Annotated in this window: 20 protein-coding genes; 11 read left to right on the forward strand and 9 right to left on the reverse strand. The window is 63.9% G+C overall.

The features are described from left to right. Positions 1 to 12 precede the first annotated feature (12 nt). The 4 genes from sat to SynWH8101_RS01905 are packed head-to-tail and all read left to right on the forward strand — an operon-like array spanning position 13 to position 4370. Positions 13 to 1182 (forward strand): sulfate adenylyltransferase, encoded by a 1170-nt coding sequence (sat, locus tag SynWH8101_RS01890; RefSeq protein WP_130128350.1) that lies wholly within the window; start codon positions 13 to 15, stop codon positions 1180 to 1182. Positions 1183 to 1228: 46 nt separating this feature from the next. Next, positions 1229 to 3079 (forward strand): ATP-dependent zinc metalloprotease FtsH3, encoded by a 1851-nt coding sequence (gene ftsH3 / locus SynWH8101_RS01895; protein ID WP_130128351.1) that lies wholly within the window; start codon positions 1229 to 1231, stop codon positions 3077 to 3079. After that, the gene (locus SynWH8101_RS01900; RefSeq protein ID WP_130128352.1) at positions 3063 to 3740 is read left to right on the forward strand and encodes a bifunctional 4-hydroxy-2-oxoglutarate aldolase/2-dehydro-3-deoxy-phosphogluconate aldolase; all 678 of its coding nucleotides are present in this window, start codon (positions 3063 to 3065) and stop codon (positions 3738 to 3740) included. Before ftsH3 ends, SynWH8101_RS01900 begins: the two co-directional genes overlap by 17 nt. 39 nt (positions 3741 to 3779) lie before the next feature. After that, a complete protein-coding gene (locus tag SynWH8101_RS01905) occupies positions 3780 to 4370 on the forward strand; it encodes a hypothetical protein (RefSeq protein WP_130128353.1) in 591 nt (196 codons plus the stop codon). Here the strand turns inward: SynWH8101_RS01905 and aroC are convergent. The 3 genes from aroC to SynWH8101_RS01920 are packed head-to-tail and all read right to left on the reverse strand — an operon-like array spanning position 4348 to position 7200. Further along, positions 4348 to 5454 (reverse strand): chorismate synthase, encoded by a 1107-nt coding sequence (aroC, locus tag SynWH8101_RS01910; RefSeq protein ID WP_130128354.1) that lies wholly within the window; start codon positions 5452 to 5454, stop codon positions 4348 to 4350. The two genes, SynWH8101_RS01905 and aroC, sit on opposite strands and share 23 nt — an antisense overlap. Before the next feature lie 39 nt (positions 5455 to 5493). Then, a complete protein-coding gene (locus tag SynWH8101_RS01915; protein ID WP_130128355.1) occupies positions 5494 to 6348 on the reverse strand; it encodes a methyltransferase domain-containing protein in 855 nt (284 codons plus the stop codon). Positions 6349 to 6351: 3 nt separating this feature from the next. Next, complete coding sequence (locus SynWH8101_RS01920) at positions 6352 to 7200, reverse strand: class I SAM-dependent methyltransferase (RefSeq protein ID WP_007100698.1); 849 nt, start codon at positions 7198 to 7200, stop codon at positions 6352 to 6354. A gap of 319 nt (positions 7201 to 7519) precedes the next feature. Between SynWH8101_RS01920 and SynWH8101_RS01925 the strand changes: the two genes are divergently transcribed. Genes SynWH8101_RS01925 through SynWH8101_RS01935 form a run of 3 tightly spaced genes read left to right on the forward strand, consistent with a single transcriptional unit; the run spans position 7520 to position 10529 of the window. Then, positions 7520 to 8653 (forward strand): glycine betaine/L-proline ABC transporter ATP-binding protein, encoded by a 1134-nt coding sequence (locus SynWH8101_RS01925; protein ID WP_130128356.1) that lies wholly within the window; start codon positions 7520 to 7522, stop codon positions 8651 to 8653. Then, a complete protein-coding gene (locus tag SynWH8101_RS01930) occupies positions 8653 to 9549 on the forward strand; it encodes a proline/glycine betaine ABC transporter permease (protein WP_130128357.1) in 897 nt (298 codons plus the stop codon). The genes SynWH8101_RS01925 and SynWH8101_RS01930 overlap by 1 nt, the downstream gene beginning before the upstream one ends. Then, complete coding sequence (locus SynWH8101_RS01935; RefSeq protein WP_165380900.1) at positions 9546 to 10529, forward strand: glycine betaine ABC transporter substrate-binding protein; 984 nt, start codon at positions 9546 to 9548, stop codon at positions 10527 to 10529. The genes SynWH8101_RS01930 and SynWH8101_RS01935 overlap by 4 nt, the downstream gene beginning before the upstream one ends. Here the strand turns inward: SynWH8101_RS01935 and SynWH8101_RS01940 are convergent. Further along, entirely contained in the window at positions 10493 to 11791 is a 1299-nt protein-coding gene (locus SynWH8101_RS01940) for a glycosyl transferase (RefSeq protein WP_130128358.1), read from the reverse strand. The two genes, SynWH8101_RS01935 and SynWH8101_RS01940, sit on opposite strands and share 37 nt — an antisense overlap. Before the next feature lie 81 nt (positions 11792 to 11872). Between SynWH8101_RS01940 and SynWH8101_RS01945 the strand changes: the two genes are divergently transcribed. After that, a complete protein-coding gene (locus tag SynWH8101_RS01945) occupies positions 11873 to 13600 on the forward strand; it encodes an alpha-amylase family glycosyl hydrolase (protein WP_130130295.1) in 1728 nt (575 codons plus the stop codon). Then, positions 13597 to 14397 carry an HAD-IIB family hydrolase gene (locus tag SynWH8101_RS01950; RefSeq protein ID WP_130128359.1) on the forward strand — a complete coding sequence of 267 codons (801 nt, stop codon included), beginning with the start codon at positions 13597 to 13599 and terminating at the stop codon, positions 14395 to 14397. The genes SynWH8101_RS01945 and SynWH8101_RS01950 overlap by 4 nt, the downstream gene beginning before the upstream one ends. 26 nt (positions 14398 to 14423) lie before the next feature. Here SynWH8101_RS01950 and SynWH8101_RS01955 read toward each other — a convergent pair whose 3' ends face one another. Then, positions 14424 to 14933 carry a cupin domain-containing protein gene (locus tag SynWH8101_RS01955; RefSeq protein WP_370587010.1) on the reverse strand — a complete coding sequence of 170 codons (510 nt, stop codon included), beginning with the start codon at positions 14931 to 14933 and terminating at the stop codon, positions 14424 to 14426. 73 nt (positions 14934 to 15006) lie between these two features. Then, on the reverse strand, positions 15007 to 16086 hold the full coding sequence (gene psbA, locus SynWH8101_RS01960) for a photosystem II q(b) protein (RefSeq protein WP_007100687.1): 1080 nt from the start codon (positions 16084 to 16086) through the stop codon (positions 15007 to 15009). Between the two features lie 202 nt (positions 16087 to 16288). On the opposite strand from psbA, the gene SynWH8101_RS01965 reads away from it, so the two are divergent. Continuing rightward, positions 16289 to 17905 (forward strand): photosystem II high light acclimation radical SAM protein, encoded by a 1617-nt coding sequence (locus SynWH8101_RS01965; RefSeq protein WP_130128360.1) that lies wholly within the window; start codon positions 16289 to 16291, stop codon positions 17903 to 17905. Here SynWH8101_RS01965 and SynWH8101_RS01970 read toward each other — a convergent pair. The 3 genes from SynWH8101_RS01970 to SynWH8101_RS01980 all read right to left on the reverse strand — a co-directional run bounded on the left by SynWH8101_RS01970 (position 17869) and on the right by SynWH8101_RS01980 (position 20311). Then, on the reverse strand, positions 17869 to 18660 hold the full coding sequence (locus tag SynWH8101_RS01970) for a CPBP family intramembrane glutamic endopeptidase (RefSeq protein WP_130128361.1): 792 nt from the start codon (positions 18658 to 18660) through the stop codon (positions 17869 to 17871). The two genes, SynWH8101_RS01965 and SynWH8101_RS01970, sit on opposite strands and share 37 nt — an antisense overlap. A gap of 68 nt (positions 18661 to 18728) precedes the next feature. After that, positions 18729 to 19064 (reverse strand): ATP-dependent Clp protease adapter ClpS, encoded by a 336-nt coding sequence (clpS, locus tag SynWH8101_RS01975; RefSeq protein WP_174719487.1) that lies wholly within the window; start codon positions 19062 to 19064, stop codon positions 18729 to 18731. Between the two features lie 17 nt (positions 19065 to 19081). Then, positions 19082 to 20311: an LL-diaminopimelate aminotransferase gene (locus SynWH8101_RS01980; protein ID WP_130130298.1), complete on the reverse strand. Its 1230-nt coding sequence runs from the start codon at positions 20309 to 20311 to the stop codon at positions 19082 to 19084. 94 nt (positions 20312 to 20405) lie between these two features. On the opposite strand from SynWH8101_RS01980, the gene SynWH8101_RS01985 reads away from it, so the two are divergent. Beyond that, a complete protein-coding gene (locus SynWH8101_RS01985) occupies positions 20406 to 23108 on the forward strand; it encodes a TIGR03960 family B12-binding radical SAM protein (RefSeq protein WP_254428011.1) in 2703 nt (900 codons plus the stop codon). Positions 23109 to 23282: the final 174 nt, after the last annotated feature.

Raw genomic sequence — 23282 nt, forward strand, 5'->3', positions numbered from 1 at the left:
GTCGCGCCTGTCATGACTGCCTCCACCTCCAGTTCTCAGGCATCCGGAGTGATCGCCCCCTATGGCGGCACCCTGGTGGATCTGATGGTGCCCACCACCGAGCAGGCAGCCGTCAAGGCGTCAGCTACTACCAGCATCGAGTGTTCCGATCGCAATGCCTGCGATGTGGAGCTGTTGGTGGTGGGAGGGTTCTCCCCCGAGCGTGGCTTCATGCACCGTGCCGACTACGAGGCTGTGGTGTCGGGGCACCGCACCACCTCGGGCTACCTCTTCGGCCTGCCGATCGTGATGGACACCGATCGAGAGGATGTGGCCATCGGCGACAAGGTGCTGCTCACTTACAAGGGCCAGGACCTGGCAGTGCTCACCATCGAAGACAAATGGGAGCCCGACAAGGTGGTGGAGGCCAAGGGCTGTTACGGCACCACGTCGCTGGAACATCCGGCGGTGCGCATGATTGCCACAGAGCGTCGTCGTTTTTATCTCGGTGGCCTGGTGCAGGGGCTAGAGCTGCCGAAGCGGGTGTTCCCGTGCAAGACGCCGGCGGAGGTGCGGGCTGGTCTGCCAGAGGGAGAGGACGTGGTGGCTTTCCAGTGCCGCAATCCGATCCATCGCGCTCACTACGAACTGTTCACCCGGGCGCTCCACGCCAGCAATGTGAGTGAGAACGCTGTGGTGTTGGTGCATCCCACCTGCGGCCCCACCCAGCAGGACGACATTCCCGGCACGGTGCGGTTTCAGACCTATGAGCGACTCGCCGCCGAGGTGGAGAACCCCCGCATCCGCTGGGCTTACCTTCCCTACGCCATGCACATGGCAGGGCCTCGCGAGGCGCTCCAGCACATGATCATTCGCCGCAATTACGGCTGCACCCACTTCATCATCGGCCGCGATATGGCCGGCTGCAAGTCATCGCTCACTGGCGAGGACTTCTACGGCCCTTACGACGCTCAGAACTTCGCCAAAGAGTGTGCCCCTGAGCTGATGATGGAAACGGTGCCCTCCCTCAACCTCGTTTACACCGAAGAGGAGGGGTATGTGACGGCTGAGCACGCGGAGGCCCGTGGGCTGCATGTGAAGAAGCTCAGCGGCACCCAGTTCCGCAAGCTGCTCCGCAGCGGCGAGGAGATCCCTGAATGGTTCGCCTTCCGTAGCGTGGTGGACGTGCTGCGGGCCGCCTGAGCTCTCAGGAACCCATTAACATTCCTTCATCAGAGGCGAGGCAATCTTGAACAAGCGCTGGCGCAATGTGGGGCTCTACGTGCTCCTCGTCGTGGTCGTGATCGTGGTGGGCACCGCTTTCCTCGATCGACCGGATCCATCCACCGCGGCCCGCACCCTTCGCTACAGCGACTTTGTGGAGGCGGTGCAGGACAACCAGGTCAGCCGCGTGTTGATCTCACCCGATCGGGGCACCGCCCAGGTGGTGGAGAACGATGGTCGCCGCGCTGAGGTGAACCTCGCCCCCGACAAGGATCTGCTCAAGCTGCTCACTGAGCACAACGTGGACATCGCCGTGCAGCCCACCCGGCAGCCCGGTGCCTGGCAGCAAGCAGCAGGCAGTCTGATCTTCCCCTTGCTGCTTCTGGGGGGACTGTTCTTCCTGTTCCGTCGCGCGCAGGGCGGCGGGGGTGGTGGCAACCCGGCCATGAATTTCGGCAAGAGCAAGGCGCGGGTACAGATGGAGCCCTCCACGCAGATCACCTTCGGGGATGTGGCGGGGATTGAAGGCGCCAAGCTTGAGCTCACCGAGGTCGTGGATTTCCTCAAGAACCCCGACCGTTTCACCGCCGTCGGCGCCAAGATTCCCAAGGGTGTGCTGCTGGTGGGGCCTCCCGGAACCGGAAAAACCCTTCTCGCCAAGGCCGTGGCTGGAGAAGCTGGCGTTCCGTTCTTCTCGATCTCCGGCTCCGAGTTCGTGGAGATGTTTGTGGGCGTCGGTGCCAGCCGCGTGCGCGATCTGTTCGAGCAGGCCAAGAAGAACGCACCTTGCATCGTGTTCATCGATGAGATTGATGCGGTCGGGCGTCAGCGTGGCGCTGGTTTGGGCGGTGGCAACGACGAGCGTGAACAAACCCTCAACCAGCTCCTCACGGAGATGGATGGCTTCGAGGGCAATACCGGCATCATCATCGTGGCGGCCACCAATCGCCCCGACGTGCTGGATTCGGCCCTGATGCGTCCTGGTCGCTTTGACCGTCAGGTGGTGGTGGATCGTCCTGATTACAGCGGTCGCCTACAGATTCTCAAGGTGCATGCCCGTGGCAAGACCCTGGCGAAGGATGTGGATCTCGACAAGGTGGCTCGCCGCACGCCCGGCTTCACCGGTGCCGATCTGTCCAATCTGCTCAATGAGGCTGCCATCCTCGCGGCGCGTCGTGAACTCACCGAAGTGAGCAACGATGAAATCAGTGATGCGATCGAGCGGGTGATGGCCGGTCCGGAGAAAAAGGATCGGGTGATGAGTGAACGGCGGAAGCGACTGGTCGCTTATCACGAAGCAGGGCATGCCCTCGTCGGTGCGCTCATGCCTGATTACGACCCTGTGCAGAAGATTTCGATCATTCCTCGCGGTCAGGCCGGTGGCCTCACCTTCTTCACTCCCAGTGAGGAGCGGATGGAATCGGGGCTTTACTCCCGTGCTTACTTGCAGAACCAGATGGCTGTGGCGCTAGGGGGTCGTGTTGCTGAGGAGATTGTCTACGGCGAAGACGAAGTCACCACCGGCGCCTCCAACGACTTGCAGCAGGTGGCTCAGGTGGCCCGACAGATGGTCACCCGCTTCGGCATGAGCGACAAGCTGGGCCCGGTGGCGCTGGGCCGCGCCCAGGGAGGCATGTTCCTGGGGCGCGACATCGCAGCGGAGCGCGATTTTTCGGAAGACACCGCAGCCACCATCGATGAGGAGGTGTCCGATCTCGTCTCGGTTGCCTACAAGCGGGCCACCCAGGTGCTCACGCAGAACCGTTCCGTGCTCGATGAACTGGCGGAAATGCTGGTCGATCAGGAAACGGTCGACGCTGAGGATCTTCAGGAGCTTCTGATGCGTCGGGACGTCCGGGTTGCCGAATACGTCTGATTCAGGCGTTGCCGACCATTCCCGCTGGCGTGCGCGTCAGCGGGAGTTGATCGTGTCGCTTCGAGCCCATCCCCTCTTGATGGTGTTCCGACCCGATCCTTCCGATCTCAGTGCGATCGATCTCTCACGCACTCAACTGTGCGCCTGGATTGATCAGCTCTCCGATCGGGGTGTGCGCCACGTGGAGGTGGCCTGGTCAGACTCCCCCCAATGGCCTGATCTCATTCGTGCTCTGCAGCAGCGTCACCCGCAACTGAGCATCGGTGCCGCTTCGATTCGCTGCCAACGCGCGCTCGAGCAAGCGGCGGAGCTGGGCCTGGCCTACGCGATGTCGCCCTGTCTTGACGACGTCCTCTTGGCGTTGGCTCGGCGCCTCGATCTGGTGCTGGTCCCCGGTGTGATGACGCCGTCGGAGATCCATCGCGCTGTGACCTGGGGATGTGAGCTGGTGAAACTGTTCCCTGCCGCCAGCCTTGGCATCGACTACCACCGCCTGCTGGCGGCGCCGATGGCACCGCTGCCATTCATGATTGCCGCTGGTGGTTTACGGGCCGATGGCTTGAAGGCCTGGCTGGCTGCGGGATATGACGCGATCGCCCTGGGCCGTTCAGCGATCGTGGCTGAACGCCTCGACCCGGCCTTGGACGAGTGGTTGACGTGAGACTTGGATGCTACAGAGGAGATAGACGTCTGTGGTTCTATGTCTCAACTCTCGATTCAATTGAGTGACAAGGCCGATGCCTTGATCGCTCAGCTGCAGAAGGAGATCTTCAATCGACGGCGCAAGAAGGTCACCGCTGCCGGCGTGGTGGAGTCTCTGGTGGAAAGTGGTGCCCGCTCCCAGTCTGATAAGCGCTTTGCCACGTCCTGGGCCAACCTGATCAAAGACATCGAGAAAGCGGCCAAACTGGCTGATGCGCATGGCAGTAAGCCGTCGTCACTCAGCGACGAAGAGTGGGTGCTGGTGTTGAGCCATCGGGCGCGCCTGGGCACAACCTCGGGGGGCAAGAAGGCTGCGAAACGGGCAACAACGCGCAAGCCAGCCGCGGCAAAAACAACTGCTGCGAAAACAGTCGTGGCCAGGAAGTCCTCTGCCCGCGCCGCTGCTGCTGATCAAGCTCCAGAGAGCAAGCCCAGGCCGGCCAGGCGCGCCCGCAAGAGTGCCGCTGCCGGATCTACCAACACCTCGGTCGCCAAGCGCATGGCCAAGGCGGTGGGTCGCCTCGGCACCACTCCTTTGCCGTCCCTCACCACCGGCGGCAACGGCATCAGCTCCCCGGCCCGGAGCTGAGGAGGCTGCATTGGCCGTGCTGGCGGAGCAGATGGTCCGCCAGCACCAGGTTCACCATCGCTTCCACCATCGGCACCGCACGGGGTAACACGCATGGGTCGTGACGCCCTTTGGCGGCCAGGGTGGTGGCCTCGCCGGCGGCATTGATGGTCTGTTGTTCTCGGCGGATCGTGGCCGTGGGTTTGAATCCCACCCGGATCAGGATCGGCTCGCCGTTACTGATGCCCCCCTGGATACCGCCCGAGTTGTTGGTGGCGGTGCGCAACCGGCCGTCCTCGCTGGGGAGGAAGGCATCGTTGTGCTCACTGCCCTTGAGGAGGGTGCCTGCAAAGCCTGAGCCGATCTCAAACCCCTTTGTGGCGGGAAGCGACATCACCGCTTTGGCGAGATCAGCCTCCAGCTTGTCGAACACCGGCATCCCCAGCCCCACCGGCGGGCGTCGCACCACGCATTCGATCACGCCACCACATGAGTCGCCGTCGCGGCCGATCGCCTCGATGCGCTCGATCATGCGCTCGGCCATGGCGGTATCGGGGCAGCGCACGATGGTGGCCTCCACATCGGCCCGCTGCACCTGGGCAGGGTCCACCCTGGCTTCCAGGTCGTGGATGCGGCTCACCCAGGCGATCACCTCCGTGCCATGGCTCCTGTTGAGAAGCTGTCGCGCGATCGCCCCAGCCGCCACGCGACCGATGGTTTCTCGGGCTGAGGCGCGACCGCCGCCGCTGCGGGCCTGAATGCCGTATTTCGCTTGATAGGTGGCATCGGCATGGGACGGGCGGAAGGCCACGTCCATCTCCCGATAGTCCTGGGGGCGTTGGTCTTTGTTGCGCACCAGCATCGCGATCGGTGTGCCCAGGGTCACGCCATCAAGCAGGCCGCTGAGGATCTCCACCTGGTCGGCTTCGTTGCGCGGCGTGGTGATCTTGCTCTGGCCCGGTCTGCGTCGGTCGAGCTCCGCCTGAATGGCCGCAAGATCGAGGGGGAGCCTCGGTGGGCAGCCATCCACGATCACCCCCACGCCACCGCCATGGGATTCGCCAAAGGTGCTGATGCGAAACAGTTGGCCGAAACTGCTGCCCATGGGATCTCTGCGCTGGCTAGAGCGTAAAGACCCGGCCCCTCAGTGTTTGCGGAAACGCATCAGGCCCCAGCTGAGCCGGCCCGCTTCGCCGCCATCCACCCAGTGGCCAAGGCCCGCGTCCATCCGTTCCAGGTAAGTGGGGCTGATGCTCTGGCTCAGTTCAGCCTTGCGCTGTCGCAATTCCTCGCGCACCCGGCTGTAGTGGCGCACCAGCATGCTGGTGCGGTCGTTCCAGATTTCCCGCGCCAGGCCAGCGGCCTCGGCCCACTGCTGATAGCGACCAGGAGAGCCGAGATCGGCGAGATGGATGCGTTGGAGAATGGCGTCGAGGGAGTCGGCGGCCACACCATCGGCAGCCATCGGATCGGTCATCACCATCACACCGCCGGGGCGAAGCACGCGGGCCGCTTCGCGCATCACCTGCTGGCGATCGCCGGAATGGAGAATCGCATCCTGACTCCACACCACATCGGCGCAACCGTCCGGAAGGGGCACCGCTTCGAAGGAGGCATCGTGCACGGTGATGCGCTCCTGCAAGCCGGCCTCCAGATTGAGGCTGCGATGGCGTGAATTTTCGACCTTGGAAATGTTGATTGCATCCACCCGCACCTCGGGATGACGACAGAGGTGCCGGGCGGCACCGCCGTAGCCAGACCCCAGATCCACGATCCGGCAGCCACCAGAGGCCCCGGCGGCGATCGTGTCATTGATCAATGCTTCAAGGGCCTCAACGGTGCGACGGCTGGCCTGGGCGATCGGCTCGTTGTCGGTGGCGTAGAGCCCCACATGGATGTCTTCACCACCCCAGATCTCGGCATAGAAGCGGTCGGCGTCGTCGCTGTCGTAGTACCCGGCGGCCGTGGTGGCCGCCGGCGAGAAAGAGGTCTGGCTCATGGTTCAGATCGCTGTGACGTCGGTGTCGCAGAGGTATTCCTTCTCGGCCACGTGCACGTAGAAGTCGGGATCGTCGTGACCGCGTTGGTAGTCGCCGTAGGTGCTGATGCGCTGGAAGCCCACCTCTCGCATCAGACGACGCACGTAGCCATGACGCAGCGGGAACATGTTGAGGTGATAGGTGCTGCCATCACTGAAGGCGTAGCGGAAACGGGCCAGGCCCTCATCGACGCAGTCGGGGCGCACCTCCACGTCTTTGCCGCAGTACACGTTGCCCTTGCCCTGCTTCACCGCGGCACCGCCCTCAAGCAGCCGGTCGTAATTGCGGTGATCGAGGATCAGGATGCCGTTGTGCTTCAGAACGGCGTAATACTCGGCGAGCGACTTACGACGGTCTCGCTCGCGGAACAGATGGGTGAAGGAGTTGCCCAGGCAGATCACCGCATCAAACTCACCATGGATGTCGCGGTTGAGAAAGCGCCAGTCGGCTTGAGCGGTGCGCAGCAGCTGATTGCGCTCGCGCGCATTGTGGAAGGCGCGCGCCAGCATGTTGGGGCTGCCATCGGCGCTCACCACGTCAAAGCCCTCTCGCAGCAGTCGGATCGAGTGAAATCCGGTGCCGGTGGCCACATCCAGCACCGACTTGGCGCCGTGTTCATGAAGCAGCTTCACGAAGAAGTCACCTTCGGCTTCTTCCCTTGCATCCCAGTCGATCAGCCGATCCCAGCGATCCGCGAATTGTTCGACATACTCCTGTTGGTAGTGATCGGTTTCTCGAACGCTCTCAGGAGATTCTCCGAACCGTTGGGCATCGGCGACTTCGGCTGATGCGTGGTTCCTGGTTGAGGTCATGCTGGTCTCGTCCTGTGTTACGCAGGGATGTCAGCGTTTCCGGCAGCACGATCTGCTTCCGGTGATCGCGCAGGCGACACCCTGACGCCGAATCGCAGCGGATTCTCGCCACCTCCCGAACCTAACCCTCAGAGCTCAGGTTGTCAGCATCGCAGTCAACATCGTTGGATCACGATGCTTCGAGATTCGCTCAGAAGCCAATGCTGCCAATGGGTCTTCCGGGATTGAGCCTCGCCTCGATGGCGTCATCGTTTGCTTGTTCCTGCGGAGTCTGCGTGCAGGTTGCTAAGGTCAAGAAATGGTGAAATGCGGATCCGAGATGCAATCGGAGATCTGTCTTCAGTCTGTCTGGAAAATATTCGGCGGCGCTGCGGATGAGGTGATTGCTCAGCTTCGTGCTGGTGAAGATCCCGCTGGTTTGCATCAGCGCAGTGGTGCGCGTGCTGCTGTGCAGGATGTGTCTCTCGAGATTGGACGCGGTGAGATTTTTGTGGTGATGGGGCTCTCCGGCTCCGGCAAGTCCACCCTGCTGCGCATGCTCAATGGTCTGATCGCGCCCTGTTCCGGGGAGGTGGTGGTGCAGGGGCGTGCCCTGTCGTCGATGACCAGTGTCGAGATCAACGCCATGCGTCGCCGCCAGATGGCGATGGTGTTTCAGTCGTTCGCCCTTTTCCCTCAGCGCAGCGTGCTCGAAAATGCTGCCTTTGGTCTGGAGGTCGCCGGCGTTCCCAGGCGGGAGCGCCATGACAAAGCGCTGCAGGCGCTGGAGAGGGTCGGCTTGGCCCAAGAGGCCCGAAAGCGGCCTCGCCAGCTTTCCGGTGGGATGCAGCAGCGGGTCGGGCTGGCCCGCGCCCTGGCTCTGGATCCACCCATCCTGTTGATGGACGAGGCTTTCTCAGCCCTGGATCCCCTGATCCGGCGCGACATGCAGACCCTGCTTCTCGAGCTTCAGAGCGAGCAGCAGCGCACGATCGTGTTCATCTCCCACGACCTGGACGAAGCAATCCGCCTCGGTGATCGCATCGCCCTGATGCAGGGTGGATGTCTGTTGCAGTGCGACACCGCCGAAAACCTGCTGCATCACCCGGCCAGCGACGCGGTGCGTCATTTCTTCCGAGACGTGGATGTGGCCTCGGTCCTGGCCGTCGAAGCGATCGCGCAGCGACCCTCCCGTCTGGCGGTGATCGCTGCCGATGAGGCCCTGCCTGAGGCGGCCGGCGAGCCCCTCTATGTGCTCGGTCGGGATCAGGCTTTTCGGGGCGTGTTGTCAGAAGCCAGAGGTTGGGTCAGCGTCGAGCGGGGCCCGGCCCTCACCGCCGGGATGCGGGTGCGGGAGGCGATCGAGCTGGTGGCCAGCACCCCCTATCCGCCGCCGGTGCTGGATGACGCGCATCGCCTCGTCGGTGTGATCAGCCCGCGCCAGTTGTTGCAATCGATGGAGGGAGACACTTGATGCTGTCGTTCGCTGCTGCCCATCAGGCCGGGTGGCTTGGCAAGGCCGTGGATGCGGCGGTCGCCTGGCTGCTCACCCATGCCCAGGTGCTTTTTCAGGCGATCAATGGGGTCGTGCTGGCGATCGTGGCGGCCACCGAAGCGGTGCTCCAGTGGCCATCGGCCTGGTTCTTCGCCTTGCTGGTGGCCTTGCTGGGGCTTTGGCGCGTCAATGGCGGCTTCGCCCTGTTCGTGCTGCTCGGCCTCAATCTTGTCTTGTCGATGGATCTCTGGGCACCGATGATCACCACCCTGTCCCTGGTGTTGGCGGCATCGCTGCTCGCTCTGATCGTTGGGCTGCCTCTCGGCATCCTCTCGGCGCGTCACGCCATGGTCTGGCGCCTCGTGCGTCCTGGCCTCGATCTGATGCAGACGATGCCGGCCTTCGTGTATCTGATTCCAGCTGTGATGCTCTTCAGCACCGGCGCGGTTCCCTCGATCATCGCCACGTTGATCTTTGCCATGCCTCCGGTGGTGCGACTCACCCAACTCGGCCTGTCCCAGGTGCCCGCTGATCTGCTCGAGGCTGGCCGATCCTTCGGCTGCAGTGAGCGTCAGCTGCTTTGGAAGGTGCAGATGCCCAGCGCCCTGCCCACCGTCATGACCGGGGTGAATCAAACGATCATGCTGTCGCTCTCGATGGTGGTGATCGCCTCGATGATCGGTGGCGGCGGTCTCGGCGATGTGGTGCTGCGCGGAATTCAGCAGCTCGATGTGGGCCTTGGCTTCGAAGGCGGGATTGCCGTTGTGATCCTCGCGGTGATTCTTGATCGGCTCAGCCAGAGCCTGGCCAATGACGCAACACCGTCCTTGCCGGAGCGGCTCCGCGCCTGGCGTTTGCTCTGGAGGTCGGCATGAGTGGATCCCCGATGCGTCGACGCACTGTGCTGCTGGGAGGACTCGGCCTGGCAGGGGCCTCGATCACCAGTCTGGTGCAGCTCAGTCGGCCCAAACCCGCACAGACCAGGCGGTTGGTGGATGGCGGACCGGGAGGATCGTCGTCGACCGGTCCTCTCGCCTCGTCTGCCAGTGGACGTCCGACGCTGCGCATGGGCTGGTCGCCCTGGGCCGACGCGGAGGTGGTGAGCTTGATCGCTCAGCAGGTGATCCAGCAGGCCTATGACATCAAGGTGGAGAGGGTGCTGGCCGATATCGGCATTCAGTACGCCTCCGTGGCCCGTGGCGATCTCGACATGATGTTGATGGCCTGGCTGCCGCTCACCCACCGTGATTACTGGACGCGGGTGCGCGATCGGGTGGTGGATTTCGGTTCGATGTACTCCGGGCGGCTCGGTTGGGTGGTGCCCGATTACGTGAGCGAGAGCGAGGTGCGCTCGATCCCGAACCTGCGCGATCCCGCGATCGCCTCTCGTTTTGGCGATCAGGTGCAGGGGATCGACCCCGGCTCCGGCCTGAATCAGGCCTCGGAGGAGGCCTTGCGTGTGTACAACCTGCGTGATCTGAAGCTGGTGTCTTCCAGCAGTGCGGCGATGACAGCGGTGTTGGATCAGGCGATCCGTCAGCAGCGCTGGGTGGTGGTCACGAGCTGGACGCCCCACTGGATGTTTGCCCGCTACAAGTTGCGGTTCCTTGACGATCCTGATCGGGTCTTCGGTGGGATCGAGTGGATCCATGCCCTTGGTCGCCAGCAGCTGGATCTGGACATGCCAGAGGTGGCCGGTTTCCTCACGCGGTTCCATCTGCCGGACCGGGAGTTGTCTGATCTGCTGCTGGCCGCCAATGAGACCTCCGCCGAGGCGGCGGTGGAAGCTTATCTCGCCCGCCATCCCGCCAGAGTCCGCTACTGGACCACCGGCGAGATCGGTGCTGCCGGCTGAGGTTGGGGGCGGGGTGCGCTGCCGCCTCGATGTCGCAGGGTCGGCCGTTGATGCAGGGTCGGCGTGCTTTGGGTTGGCCGTGCACCAGCCATCACCAGGTCGGATTGGAGCCCATGGGTGCAGCTGAGCAGGCGTGACCAGCTCGGGAGCTGATGGGCGACGGGGGTGGTCATCAAACCCTGCACACCCGGACGCAGCAAGGTGGCGAAACTTTGCACGGCGAGTTCTTCGCTGTGGCGGTTGTAGGGCAGGCGATTGATCGCTGCGTCGAGGCCGAACTGGCGCACGTGGTCTTCACCGACGCGGCGGTAGAGCACTTCGAGGGTGGGAATCTGTTCGCTGGCCAGGCTGCGGCCCTCGTGCTCCATCAGCCCGCGCAGCACGGTGCCCAGGATCTCGCCGGCCATTTTCTGGAGACCCTCGCTGGGCTGGTTGCCCAACGCCTTGTGTTTGTGGTCGAACAAGCCCAGATCCACCTGGGCGATCCGGCTCGATGCCACATGGCGATACACCTCAGAAAGCAGGCCGATCTCCAGACCCCAGTCGCAGGGAATGCGCAGATTCATGGCCAGATCGCGACGGAAGGCGAACTCCCCGGCCAGCGGGTAGCGAAACGCTTGGAGATAGCTCAGATAGGGCATGGGCCCGAAGATCTGTGCCAGGGCGGTGAGCAAAGGACCCACGAACAGGCGTGTGGCACGACCCTGCAGGGCCTGGGTCTCCAGCGACAGGCGGCTGTAGTAGGCCTTCACGTAGGCGACCCCATGGGATGGATCCAGCAGCGGGCGCAGCATCCGCTCCGGATAGGCCGGCGAGAAGGTGCGGATGTCGGCATCAAACAGGCCGATCACCTCAGCCTCCCGACAGGCCACCCCCAGCCCTTGCCACACGGCCCAGCCTTTCCCGGCTGGACCGGTCACATCCAGACCCAGGCCACGCATCGATTCCAGCAGTTCGCGTACGGCCGGACCATTGGTCCAGTGCACACGCACCGGGAAGGGCATGCCCCTGAAGAACGTCTCGGCGGCTGCGACGTCATCACTGCTATCGGCGGCGAGGGCGATCACCAGTTCATGCAGCCCGCTCAGTTCGGAGAGCACCTCACGGATCAGCCCCAGGGCCGGTCGGCTGAACTCCTCCATCAGACAGGGAATCAGCAGCGCCGTGGGGCAATGCTTGAGCTGGCGCCGGAACTCCGCCAGATCGAGATTGCCGAGGCCGTAGTCATGGATGGTGCTGATCAGGCCCTGCTGAAAATCCATGCGGTGATCAATGCGACAACGGGAGGAAGAGCCCTGGTCCATACCTGTGGCATGCGCCCCAGGTGAGTGATGAGGCAGCCCATGGTCAATGCAGCATTGCCAGCGCTTCTCAAGGAGCTCTACCCCTCGCATTGTTTGGAGGATCTCGAAACTCTGTCGTCGCAATTGCTGCAATCTGCCGGGCACCGGTCAGCGAATGCCCACGGCAGTGCGGCCACGTTGGAGCGTTGGGATGCCGGCACGTGTGTGTTGATCACCTACGCCGATACGGTGGTTGCCGATGGGCAACCGGCGCTGCGGCAGCTGCAAGGGCTGTTGGAGGGGCCTCTCTCCGGCCTTTCCTCCGTTGTGCATGTGCTGCCGTTTCTCAAGGCCACCAGTGATGGCGGCTTTGCCGTGGCCAGTCATGTCGCTCTGGAGGAGCGTTTCGGTGATTGGGACGATCTGGCGGCGCTCGCTGCAGGGCGTCAGCTGATGGCGGATCTGGTGCTGAATCACGTGTCGGCGTCCCATCCCTGGGTGCGTGCGTTTCAGCGCGGTGCGGAGCCTGGGTCACGCTGTGTTCTTGCTGCTGCGGCTGATCCCTGCTGGGAGGGGGTGGTGCGGCCGCGCAGTTCGGCCCTGTTCACCACCTTCGCCACCGAACGCGGCCCGGAGACGATCTGGACCACCTTCGGCTCTGACCAGGTGGATGTGAACTGGCGGGAGCCTGAGGTGCTGATCGGGTTCACCCGTCTGCTCGATCGCTTCTGCGCGCACGGGGTGAGCTGGTTACGCCTCGATGCAGTTGGATTTGTCTGGAAGGAGCCGTTCACCGACTGCATCCATCGGCCTGAGGCGCACCGTTTGGTGGAAGTGCTGCGGTTGCTGCTGGGCGCGCGTTGCCCCCGCGGTGTTGTGGTGACGGAAACGAATGTTCCCGAGCAGGAGAACCTCTCTTATCTCCGCAGTGGCACTGAGGCCCATCTGGCCTACAACTTTCCCTTGCCGCCGCTGTTGCTGGAGGCCTGCATCAGTCAAAAAGCCGACCTGCTGAACCGTTGGCTGGCGCGCTGGCCCCAGTTGCCCGCCGGCAGCGGACTGCTGAATTTCAGCGCCTGTCACGACGGCGTTGGCCTGCGGCCTCTGGAGGGGCTGATGGCGGAGGAGCGTTTGTTGCGTTTGCTCGGCGCCTGTGAACAGCGTGGCGGTTTGGTGAGTCACCGGCGTTTGGCCGATGGCCGTGACGTGCCTTACGAGATCAACATCAGCTGGTGGAGTGCGATGGAGAGTGCCGGCAGGGATCCGGCCCATCGACAACGGGACAGGTTTCTGTTGAGCCAGTTGTTCGTGCTGGCTTTGCCCGGTGTGCCAGCGTTCTACTTACCGGCGTTGCTGGCCACGGCGAACGACAAGGCCCGCTTCAGGCGCACGGGGCATCGCCGCGATCTCAACCGCCCCCAGTTTCAGGCGGAGCGCCTGGAACGGTTACTGGCTGATCCCCAAAGTGACGCCAGTTGCGTGTTGGCCAGCCTGCGCCGGGCGATGGCGCTGCGCCGCACTCAGAACGCCCTGGCTCCGTCGGCGTCGATGACGCTTCTCAGCGGCGGGCGAGCCGATTGCGTGGTGGTGCAGCGAGGGTCGGGTGAGGATGTGCTGCTGGCGGTTCACAATTTCAGCGAGGTCCGTCTCAGCTTGTCGCTGACCAACTTGGCGCAGGCACCAGCCGGGCGTTGCTGGCACGATCTTCTTGCCGATGCTCCCCTCCCGGATGGGCAGCAATGGATCGACCTGGAGCCCTTCGCCGTGCAATGGCTGATCCCACGATGAAGGCCCCCATCAAGACTGCACCGGCCTGGTGGGTGGTCACCGATCTGGATGGCACCCTGATGGATCACCGCTACGACTGGCAGCCGGCCAAGGCAGCGATGCGCGCTTTACAGGATCGCGGCATCCCCGTGATTCCTTGCACGAGCAAGACGGCAGAGGAGGTGCGGCGCTTTCGTGCTGAGGCGGGGTTGCACGATCCCTTCATCGTTGAGAACGGTGGTGCGGTCTGCGGGGAGACGGAGGATGGCGTTCCCTGGGAGTTGGCGCTGGGGGAGCCTGCTGAAGCACTGCGCCCCGTGTTGCGGGAGCTTGAGCGCCTTGTGCAGGAACCGCTTCAGGCCATTGATGCACTGACCGAGGAGCAGGCCGCGGCCCTGTTGGGGCTCACCGGTGAGGCTCTGCAGCGGGCGGCGCGGCGCCGTTGGAGTCTGCCCTTTGTGCCGCCCTCAGCTCTGGGGCGGCAACGGTTGCCCGCCTTGGCCCAGCATCTGGGCGTGGCGGTGGTGCAGGGCAACCGCATGGGGCATCTGCTCGGTGCGCAAGTGAGCAAGGGACGGGCGCTAGCGCATCTCAAAGCCCATCGCAAGGCTCACACGGTTCAGGTGCTCGCCCTCGGCGATTCCCCTAATGACATGCCGCTGCTGGACGCTGCCGATGTGGCGGTGGTTGTGCCTGGAGCGCAGGGCCCCCATGCGGTGTTCGCCGAGGCCTTGGCCTCCGGTCGTTTTCAGCTTGCTCCCGCTCCCCATGGCGCCGGCTGGTCGGCAGCTGTGCATTCGTTGCTGCTCACGGCCTGAGGGCCGTGTGGGTCCCAGATCCCACCTCAGAGCAGATCGTCACTGGCGCCCGCCGGCCACTGGTCTCTGGGGAGGTCTTGAAGCATGTCGAAGTCGGCGAAATCGAAGGCCGGTCCCACGCAGCAGCTCACCAGGGTGTGGGAGCCAAGGCAGCGGGCCGCCTGCCAGTGATTGGCTTTGATCGCCTCGATCGGATGGTCCGCCGTCAGCACAGTGCGGGTGGGGGTACCACCGGTTGACTCGAGCGAGAACAGTTCGAGAGGCGCGCCCTGCAGGTGGATCCACACTTCATCGGCCCCGCGTACGCGATGCCAGCGGCTGATCGCCCCCGCTTCGAGCAGGAAAAGGATGCTGGTGAGCCCATCGCGCCTCGAGCCATCGGCACGGGTCACCTGGTTGCTGCTGCGGTGCATCTCGCGATACCAGCCTCCCTCGGGATGTGGTGACAGCTGCCATCGGCTGATCAGATCGGCGACATCGGTCATGGTGCGTTTGAAGTGCTTGAGGGTGGGATCCAACACAAGGGCCGGACGCAACAAAAAGCCCCCACCGTGTGGTGAGGGCTTTCCGATTCAACTGACGCTGAATCTTTTGGTAGAGACTTCAGCCTCAGCCGATGGCGGGAGCCTGCAGAGCCACGGGGGTGGACTCAGCAGCAGCCAGGTCGAGGGGGAAGTTGTGAGCGTTGCGCTCGTGCATCACTTCCATGCCGAGGTTGGCGCGGTTCAGCACATCAGCCCAGGTGTTCAGGACGCGGCCCTGACCATCAAGGATGGACTGGTTGAAGTTGAAACCGTTCAGGTTGAAGGCCATGGTGCTGACGCCCAGGGCGGTGAACCAGATGCCGACCACAGGCCAGGCAGCCAGGAAGAAGTGAAGGCTGCGGCTGTTGTTGAAGGAGGCGTATTGGAAGATCAGGCGACCGAAGTAACCGTGAGCAGCCACGATGTTGTAGGTCTCTTCTTCTTGGCCGAACTTGTAGCCGTAGTTCTGGGACTCGCTCTCAGTGGTCTCACGCACCAGGGAGGAGGTCACCAGGGAGCCGTGCATGGCGGAGAACAGGGAGCCACCGAACACACCAGCCACACCCAGCATGTGGAAGGGGTGCATCAGGATGTTGTGCTCAGCCTGGAACACCAGCATGAAGTTGAAGGTGCCGGAGATGCCGAGGGGCATGCCGTCAGAGAAGGAACCCTGACCGAAGGGGTACACCAGGAACACAGCAGAAGCAGCAGCCACAGGAGCGCTGTAAGCGACACAGATCCAGGGGCGCATGCCGAGGCGGTAGGAGAGTTCCCACTCGCGGCCCATGTAGCAGAAGATGCCGATCAGGAAGTGGAACACAACCAGCTGGTAAGGACCGCCGTTGTAGAGCCACTCATCGAGGGAGGCAGCTTCCCAGATGGGATAGAAGTGCAGGCCGATGGCGTTGGAGGAAGGCACAACAGCACCAGAGATGATGTTGTTGCCGTAGATCAGGGAGCCGGCGACGGGCTCACGGATGCCGTCGATGTCGACGGGGGGAGCTGCGATGAACGCAACGATGAAGCAGGTGGTGGCAGCCAGCAGGGTGGGGATCATCAGCACGCCGAACCAGCCCACATAGAGGCGGTTGTTGGTGGAGGTGACCCACTCGCAGAAGGACTGCCAGCCATTGGCGCCGGAGCGCTGCTGAATGGTGGTGGTCATGAGAACGGGAAAAGATGCTCCGAAGAGCGGTTACGGAAGGGCAGGGATGCCCTGCCACCAATGAGTGTAACGGAAGATTGCGCTCTGTGTGCGGGCGTTCATGAACTTTGTTGCCGCTCGTCGTCGCCCCATCGCTGCCTCAGCGTCGTGGTGTGGCTGCCGGGTGGATCGCCGGTCATGGCGAGATTGTTAGCGTCCGGCCATGGCCCGTTCCACGCCGTTGACACCTGATTCGCCGTTGTGCCCTGCTGCTGGTGAGCGGGTGTTGTTCGTGCGCCTGCCCTGCAATCCGATCTTTCCGATCGGGCCCATTTATCTGGCCGACCACCTGCACAAGTGCTTTCCGGCTCTCCCTCAGGCGTTTCTTGATCTGGCGGCCCTGCCCGTGCTCGATGTGCAGCGGGTGCTGTTGGCCGAGATCGATCGGTTCCGGCCCACCCTGTTGGTGTTCTCCTGGCGCGATATCCAGATCTATGCCCCGGTGGATGGTCGGGGGGGCAATCCGCTTCAGAACTCCTTTGAAGTCTTCTATGCCCAGAATCCGCTGAAGCGCCTGCGGGGCGCCCTGGGGGGAGCTCGGCTCATGGCCAGCCATTACGGCGAGCTCTGGCGCAATCAGCGTCTCGTGCGTCGGGGCCTGCGACAGGCCCGCCGCCATCAGCCTGCCGCCCGCGTGGTGTTGGGGGGTGGCGCCGTGAGTGTGTTCTATGAACAACTCGGTCGCTCCCTGCCCCGGGGCACGATCGTGTCGCTGGGGGAGGGAGAACCCCTGTTGGAGAAGTTGCTGCGCGGTGAAGCGATCACCACCGAGCGCTGTTACGTCGTCGGGGAAACGCCGCGACCGGGCCTGATTCACGAACAGCCGGAGAGTCGGCCGAAAACCGCCTGCGATTACGACTACATCGCCAGGATCTGGCCCCAGCTCGATTGGTATCTCGAAGGCGGCGACTTCTACGTGGGTGTGCAGACCAAACGGGGTTGCCCTCACAATTGCTGCTACTGCGTTTACACCGTGGTGGAGGGCAAGCAGGTGCGCCTGAATCCGGTGGAGGAGGTGGTGAAGGAGATGCGCCAGCTCTATGACCGTGGCGTGCGCGGCTTCTGGTTCACCGACGCCCAGTTCATTCCGGCTCGCCGCTATATCGAGGATGCCAAAACCCTGTTGCGGGCGATCCAGGCCGAGGGGTTGGAGGGAATCCGCTGGGCGGCCTACATCCGGGCCGACAATCTCGATGCCGAGCTTGCCGAGCTCATGGTGGCCACCGGGATGAGCTATTTCGAGATCGGCATCACCTCCGGCTCCCAGGAGCTCGTGCGAAAGATGCGTATGGGGTACAACCTGCGCACCGTGCTGGAGAGCTGCCGGATGTTGGCGGCGGCAGGGTTCCGCGATCACGTGTCGGTGAATTACTCCTTCAACGTGATCGATGAGCGGCCTGAGACCATCCGGCAGACCGTGGCGTATCAAAGGGAACTGGAGCAGATCTTCGGTGCTGAGCGGGTGGAGCCTGCGATCTTCTTCATCGGGCTGCAGCCCCACACCCATCTCGAGCAGTACGGCTTTGATCAGGGGCTGCTCAAACCTGGTTACAACCCGATGAGCATGATGCCCTGGACCGCCCGAAAGCTGCTCTGGAATCCGGAGCCGATGGGTCGCACCTTCGGCCGCCTCTGCCTGGAGGCGTTTGATCGCAATCCGACCGATTTCGGTCGCACCGTGATGGCGTTGTTGGAGCGGGATTACGGTCTAGCGCCGTTGGATGAAGCTCTGCGTGCTCCTGTTCAGGGGCGGGCGGCCTTGGCTCGGGCGGTGAGCTGACGCTGCACCCCCAGCAGGGCAGCGATGGCGACGATGCCCACCAGGCCGCCGAGCGGGTTGCCACCCGGACCGGTGAGCCAGGTCGGTGAAGCTGGAGACCATGCCATTAGCCCGGCCTGAAGGGCAAACCAGCCCCCCACGAGGCCACCGTGGAGCCCGATGCAGCCCCACAGCGAGCCGCCGTCTAGGCGGCGACGGCTTGCCAGGGTGAGGCCCAGCAGAAAAAGCCCGAGCAGTAGCCCCAGCATCGGCCAGAGACCGAGGTTGAAGCGGGTGTGCACCAGGCTGAAGATCAGGGCTTGGCCAGGCAGGGCCCAGCGCTCGCCGATCAACAGCTCCAGTTCCCCCCAGAGCCAGCCCCGGAACAGCAGTTCTTCGGCAAGGCCCACGCCGAAACACAGCACCAGGGCATTCCAGAGGCTGGCTGGGTCGAGCACGCCGATCCAAGTGCCCCAGGGGCCGGCGAGGCTGATGCCAGCGATCAGCAGGAGCAGAAGCAGGGCCCAGCCCAGGCCTCGCATCAGGGCCTTAACTTCGGCGGTCTGGCGTGCATCGCGGCGAAGCCCAAGGCAGTGCCAGGGCTGAGGGACCCGCCAGCGACTCCGCACCCAGCTCGGCAGCAGACAGAGAAACAGCAGCAGGCTGATCAAGGTTCCGAGCAGATCCAGGCTCCCCCTCGGCAAGTCTGGGATCAGGGCCCCGACCGGTTGGATCAGCAGCCACCCCAGCCCATAGAGGGCTGGAATGAACACCACGGTGGGGAGCCAGCGACGGCGCTGTCCAAGCCAGCTCTCCCAGAGGGAGGGGCGGCGGCTGGGGGCGGTCAGGTCTCGGGCTCCAGCGTGCTGGTGAGGCCCTTGGCCTTCAGGGTTTCGCAGTAGAACTCAGCCGGCTCGAGATCACACACAATCACCAGCCCCACACCGGTGTTGTGGGCTTCGAGCATCACCGCCATGGCGTCCTGCTCGCTGAGCTGTGGCACGACCTGCCGCAGGGTCGTCACCACATACTCCATCGTGTTGACCGGATCGTTGTGCAGCAACACCTTGTAGCGGGGAGACTGTTTCCTCACCCGCTCGGTTTGTTTGTCGAGCACGGCGGCCCCGCCGGGGCTGGGGCTGGAGGTGGAACCCACCATGGCCAGATCGCTGCGGTGCATTGAATGTAAGGCGGCCATCATCCGAGGCGACGGATCCGGGCCATGGCCTCCTCCACGTTGCTGCGGCTGTTGAAGGCGGAGAGACGGAAGTAGCCCTCACCGGCGGCGCCGAAACCACTGCCGGGGGTGCCCACCACATGGGCTTTGTGCAGAAGATGGTCAAAGAAACCCCAGGAGTCGAGGCCCTCGGGTGTCTTCAGCCACACATAGGGAGCATGTTCGCCGCCATGCACCTCGATCCCCGCGGCTGACAACTCGCGTCGAATGATGGCGGCGTTCTCCATGTAGAAGGTCACCAGTGCCTTCACTTCGGCCTGGCCCTGGGGTGAATACACCGCTTCCGCCCCCCGCTGAATGATGTAACTCACCCCGTTGAACTTGGTGCTCTGGCGGCGATTCCACAGGCCCCACAGTTCCACCTCGCTGCCATCGGCAGTCTGGCCCTTGAGCCCCTTCGGCACCACGGTGAAGGCACAGCGGGTGCCCGTGAAGCCCGCGTTTTTGGAGAAGGAGCGAAATTCGATGGCGCAGTCGCGGGCGCCCTCGATTTCGTAGATCGAATGCGGCAGGGAGGGATCCTGGATGAAGGCTTCATAGGCCGCATCGAACAGGATCAGGGCCTTATGGGCGCGGGCGTAATCGACCCAGGCTTTCAGCTGTTCCTTGCTGGCCACCGCGCCGGTGGGGTTGTTGGGGAAGCAGAGATAGATCAGATCCACCGGTTCGCTGGGGATCTGGGCGGCGAAGCCGTTCTCGGCACTGATCGGCAGGTAACGAAGGCCGCCGTAACGACCGTTGTCACCAGCCTCGCCGGTGCGGCCGGCCATCACGTTGCTGTCGACATACACCGGATACACCGGATCGGTGACGGCGATGCGATTGCCCTCTCCGAGAATGTCGAGAATGTTGCTGCTGTCGCATTTGGAGCCGTCGGAGACAAAGATCTCCTCCGCATCCACGGCACAGCCCCGCGCCTGGAAATCGTTGGTAGCGATCGCTTCGCGGAGCCAGCCATACCCCTGTTCGGGCCCATAGCCATGAAAGCCCTCCGGCGTGCCCATCGCGTCGATGGCCGTCTTCATCGCCTCGCGGCAAGCCTGGGGCAGCGGTTCGGTTACATCACCGATCCCCAGGCGGATCAGGGCTGCATCAGGATGCTCGGCGCTGAAGCTCTTCACCCGGCGGGCGATCTCCGGAAACAGATAGCCGGCTTTGAGTTTCAGATAGTTGCTGTTGACCAGAACCACGGGCACAGGGGGGCGTTTCTGGAGGGCATCCTGCTATGCGGTCGGCAGGTCCGGGGAGATCGCTCCATACGATGCGGAAAGCGCTTGCCTGGCCATGACCATTGCGCCCACCAGCCCTGCCTCCGGGACCCCAGCTGGATCGGCGCCGGCTCTGGATCGGTGGCCGCCGGTGGCGTTTGAAGCGCTCGTGTCCGAGGGCATCAACAAGCCCGCGCGCTACATGGGCCATGAGCTGGGGGTGAAGCCTCGCGATTGGATGAACGCCAAGGTGCGTTGGGCCCTCACCTACCCCGAGGTCTACGAGGTGGGGGCCAGCAATCTCGGCCACATCATTCTGTATTCCATCCTCAATGCTGTTCCTGGTCAGCTCTGCGATCGCGCCTATCTGCCCGCGAGTGATCTGGCCACGCGCCTGAGAGATCGCCAGCTTCCCCTGTTCGCGGTGGAGAGTCGGCGCCCTTTGCCGGCCTTCGACATCCTTGGTTTCAGTCTCAGTTACGAGCTGGGGGCCACCAACATCCTCGAGATGCTGGATCTGGCCGGCGTGCCGTTGCGTGCCAGCGAACGGGGCGATCGCCCGTTGCAGGATCCCGAGGCGCCGCCGCTGATCTTTGCGGGTGGACCGACGGCCACCAGCAACCCTGAGCCCTACGCCGCCTTCTTCGATTTCATTGCCCTCGGCGATGGGGAGGAACTGCTGCCCGAAATCGGGCTGGTGGTGGCCGATGCCAAGGCAGCGGGCTGGTCCCGCTCCCGTCTGCTTCGCGATCTCGCCCAGGTGCCGGGCGTATATGTGCCCTCGCTCTATGCCCCCGGCGCCGACGGCGTCACGGTGGAGCCCCTGCATGCCGATCTGCCCCGACGCCTGTTGCGTCGCGTCGCCACCCCCATGCCGCACTACGCCATGGGCCTGGTGCCCCACGTGGAAACCGTTCATGACCGGCTCACCGTGGAGATCCGCCGCGGCTGCACCCGCGGCTGTCGGTTCTGCCAACCCGGCATGCTCACCCGCCCCGCCCGTGACGTGGAGCCCGAGGCCGTGATCGAGGCGGTGGAAACCGGGATGGAGATGACCGGTTACAGCGACTTCTCCCTGCTGTCGCTCAGCTGCAGCGATTACCTGGCCCTGCCGGCGGTTGGGGTGGAGTTGCGCAACCGTCTGGCCGATCGCAACGTGACGCTTCAGCTGCCCAGCCAGCGGGTCGATCGTTTTGATGACGACATCGCCCACATCCTCGGTGGCGGTCGCCAGGCCGGTCTCACCTTTGCGCCGGAAGCGGGAACGCAGCGTTTGCGCGACATCGTCAACAAGGGCCTCACCGATGCGGATCTGCTCAACGGAATCCGCACAGCGATGCAGAACGGGTATCGCAAGGTGAAGCTCTATTTCATGATCGGTTTGCCCGGGGAAACGGATGCCGATGTGCTCGGCATCGCCGAGACCTGCCGGATGCTTCAAGAGCGCTGCCGCGACCTGGGGCGGCTGACTCTGAACATCACGATCAGCAACTTCACGCCTAAGCCCCACACACCGTTTCAGTGGCACAGCGTGTCCACCAGCGAGTTCCGGCGTCGCCAGGAGCTGTTGCGGCACGCGTCCCGGTCGCTCCGGGGGGTGCGGTTCAACTTCACCGATGTGCGGCTGTCAGCGATGGAAGACTTCGTGGGGCGAGGTGACCGGCGCCTGGCCCCCGTGATCGAGGCGGCCTGGCGCGCCGGCGCCGGCATGGATGCCTGGTTTGAGTCGTTGGATCGCACCTATGCCGCCTGGACGGAAGCGATCGCTGCCGCCGGGCTTGAGGGTCGCTACCGGGATCTCGAGCTCGGCGGCTGGAGTGCAGCCGCTGCGTTGGATCGGGAGGATCTGGAGCGGTTCTGCCTCCAGCCGCTGCCCTGGGATCACATCGATACTGGCCTTGCTAAGACCTGGCTGGCCGAGGATCTGCAACGGGCGCTGGCGGCGGCGGTGGTGCCCGATTGTTCCTTCGAGGGGTGCAGCAGCTGCGGGGTGTGTGGACCGGACCTCGGTCACAACGTGGTGGTGCCTCCCCCCCCGGTGCCCGAGCAGCGGCCAACGCTGCCACCGCCGAGTGCCCGGGTCTGCCGCCTTCGCTTCGGCTTCAGCAAAACAGGCGCGATGGCCCTGCTCAGTCATCTTGATTTGGTGCGGATGCTGGAGCGGTCCCTGCGGCGTTCCGGCTTGCCGGTGAGTTACACCGGCGGATTTCACCCCCTGCCCCGCCTGCAGATCGCCCTGGCCCTTCCCCTGGGGGTGGAAGCCTATGGGGAATGGTTGGATCTCGAATTTCTGGAGATGGTGGATCCTGCCGCTGTGATGCAGGTCTGGCAGCGCACGCTTCCCGCTGGCTTCCAGCTGCGCTCGGTGGAAGCGGTGCCTGTCTCCGAGCCCAGCCTGTCGCAACGGCTGGCATCGGCCGAATGGCGATTTTGTCTTCGAGTGGTGTCAGGCGAGACCCTGACGCCCGCGCGGTGGGATGGGGCGATTGATGCCGTGTTGGCCAGGGAGGTGTTGGTGTGGCACGACACCGATAAAAAAGGGCGGCCGCGGCAGCGGGACTGCCGCCCCTCGCTCCTGGCCTTGCGTCGATTCGAAGAGGAGCCGGCCGGCGTCATGCCCTTCGCCCTCGAGGCTGCCATCGATGCCCAGGGGCGCAGCCTCAGGCCAGGTCAACTTCAGCATTGGCTTGCGGAAGCCCTGGCGCTCGAGCTGAGCGTTCACTCCCTCGAGCGCACAGCGTTACGGCTGCATCCCGCCGCCACGCCAGTGCTAGGTTGACATCAAGACGACACCTGATGGGCGTTTTCGCCATCACGACGTCCCGGCTTCTTGCTCCCAGATCCTGAGGACAACGAGGCCCTACCGCCTCCGGTTCCGTCCAATTCGATGGTTGGGTCGGACCTGTTCATAGGAGGTCATCCTCCGATTTCTTTGATAGCGGCTCCAGCCATT

The organism is Synechococcus sp. WH 8101, from assembly GCF_004209775.1.
Classification (GTDB): Bacteria; Cyanobacteriota; Cyanobacteriia; order PCC-6307; family Cyanobiaceae; genus Synechococcus_C.

Coding starts and splice junctions, on each gene's coding strand:
- sat (WP_130128350.1), top strand. CDS start 13: ATGACTGCCTCCACCTCCAGTTCTCAGGCATCCGGAGTGATCGCCCCC.
- SynWH8101_RS01905 (WP_130128353.1), top strand. CDS start 3,780: ATGTCTCAACTCTCGATTCAATTGAGTGACAAGGCCGATGCCTTGATC.
- aroC (WP_130128354.1), bottom strand. CDS start 5,454: ATGGGCAGCAGTTTCGGCCAACTGTTTCGCATCAGCACCTTTGGCGAA.
- SynWH8101_RS01915 (WP_130128355.1), bottom strand. CDS start 6,348: ATGAGCCAGACCTCTTTCTCGCCGGCGGCCACCACGGCCGCCGGGTAC.
- SynWH8101_RS01920 (WP_007100698.1), bottom strand. CDS start 7,200: ATGACCTCAACCAGGAACCACGCATCAGCCGAAGTCGCCGATGCCCAA.
- SynWH8101_RS01925 (WP_130128356.1), top strand. CDS start 7,520: ATGCAATCGGAGATCTGTCTTCAGTCTGTCTGGAAAATATTCGGCGGC.
- SynWH8101_RS01930 (WP_130128357.1), top strand. CDS start 8,653: ATGCTGTCGTTCGCTGCTGCCCATCAGGCCGGGTGGCTTGGCAAGGCC.
- SynWH8101_RS01935 (WP_165380900.1), top strand. CDS start 9,546: ATGAGTGGATCCCCGATGCGTCGACGCACTGTGCTGCTGGGAGGACTC.
- SynWH8101_RS01940 (WP_130128358.1), bottom strand. CDS start 11,791: ATGGATTTTCAGCAGGGCCTGATCAGCACCATCCATGACTACGGCCTC.
- SynWH8101_RS01945 (WP_130130295.1), top strand. CDS start 11,873: ATGGTCAATGCAGCATTGCCAGCGCTTCTCAAGGAGCTCTACCCCTCG.
- SynWH8101_RS01950 (WP_130128359.1), top strand. CDS start 13,597: ATGAAGGCCCCCATCAAGACTGCACCGGCCTGGTGGGTGGTCACCGAT.
- psbA (WP_007100687.1), bottom strand. CDS start 16,086: ATGACCACCACCATTCAGCAGCGCTCCGGCGCCAATGGCTGGCAGTCC.
- SynWH8101_RS01965 (WP_130128360.1), top strand. CDS start 16,289: ATGGCCCGTTCCACGCCGTTGACACCTGATTCGCCGTTGTGCCCTGCT.
- clpS (WP_174719487.1), bottom strand. CDS start 19,064: ATGCACCGCAGCGATCTGGCCATGGTGGGTTCCACCTCCAGCCCCAGC.
- SynWH8101_RS01985 (WP_254428011.1), top strand. CDS start 20,406: ATGACCATTGCGCCCACCAGCCCTGCCTCCGGGACCCCAGCTGGATCG.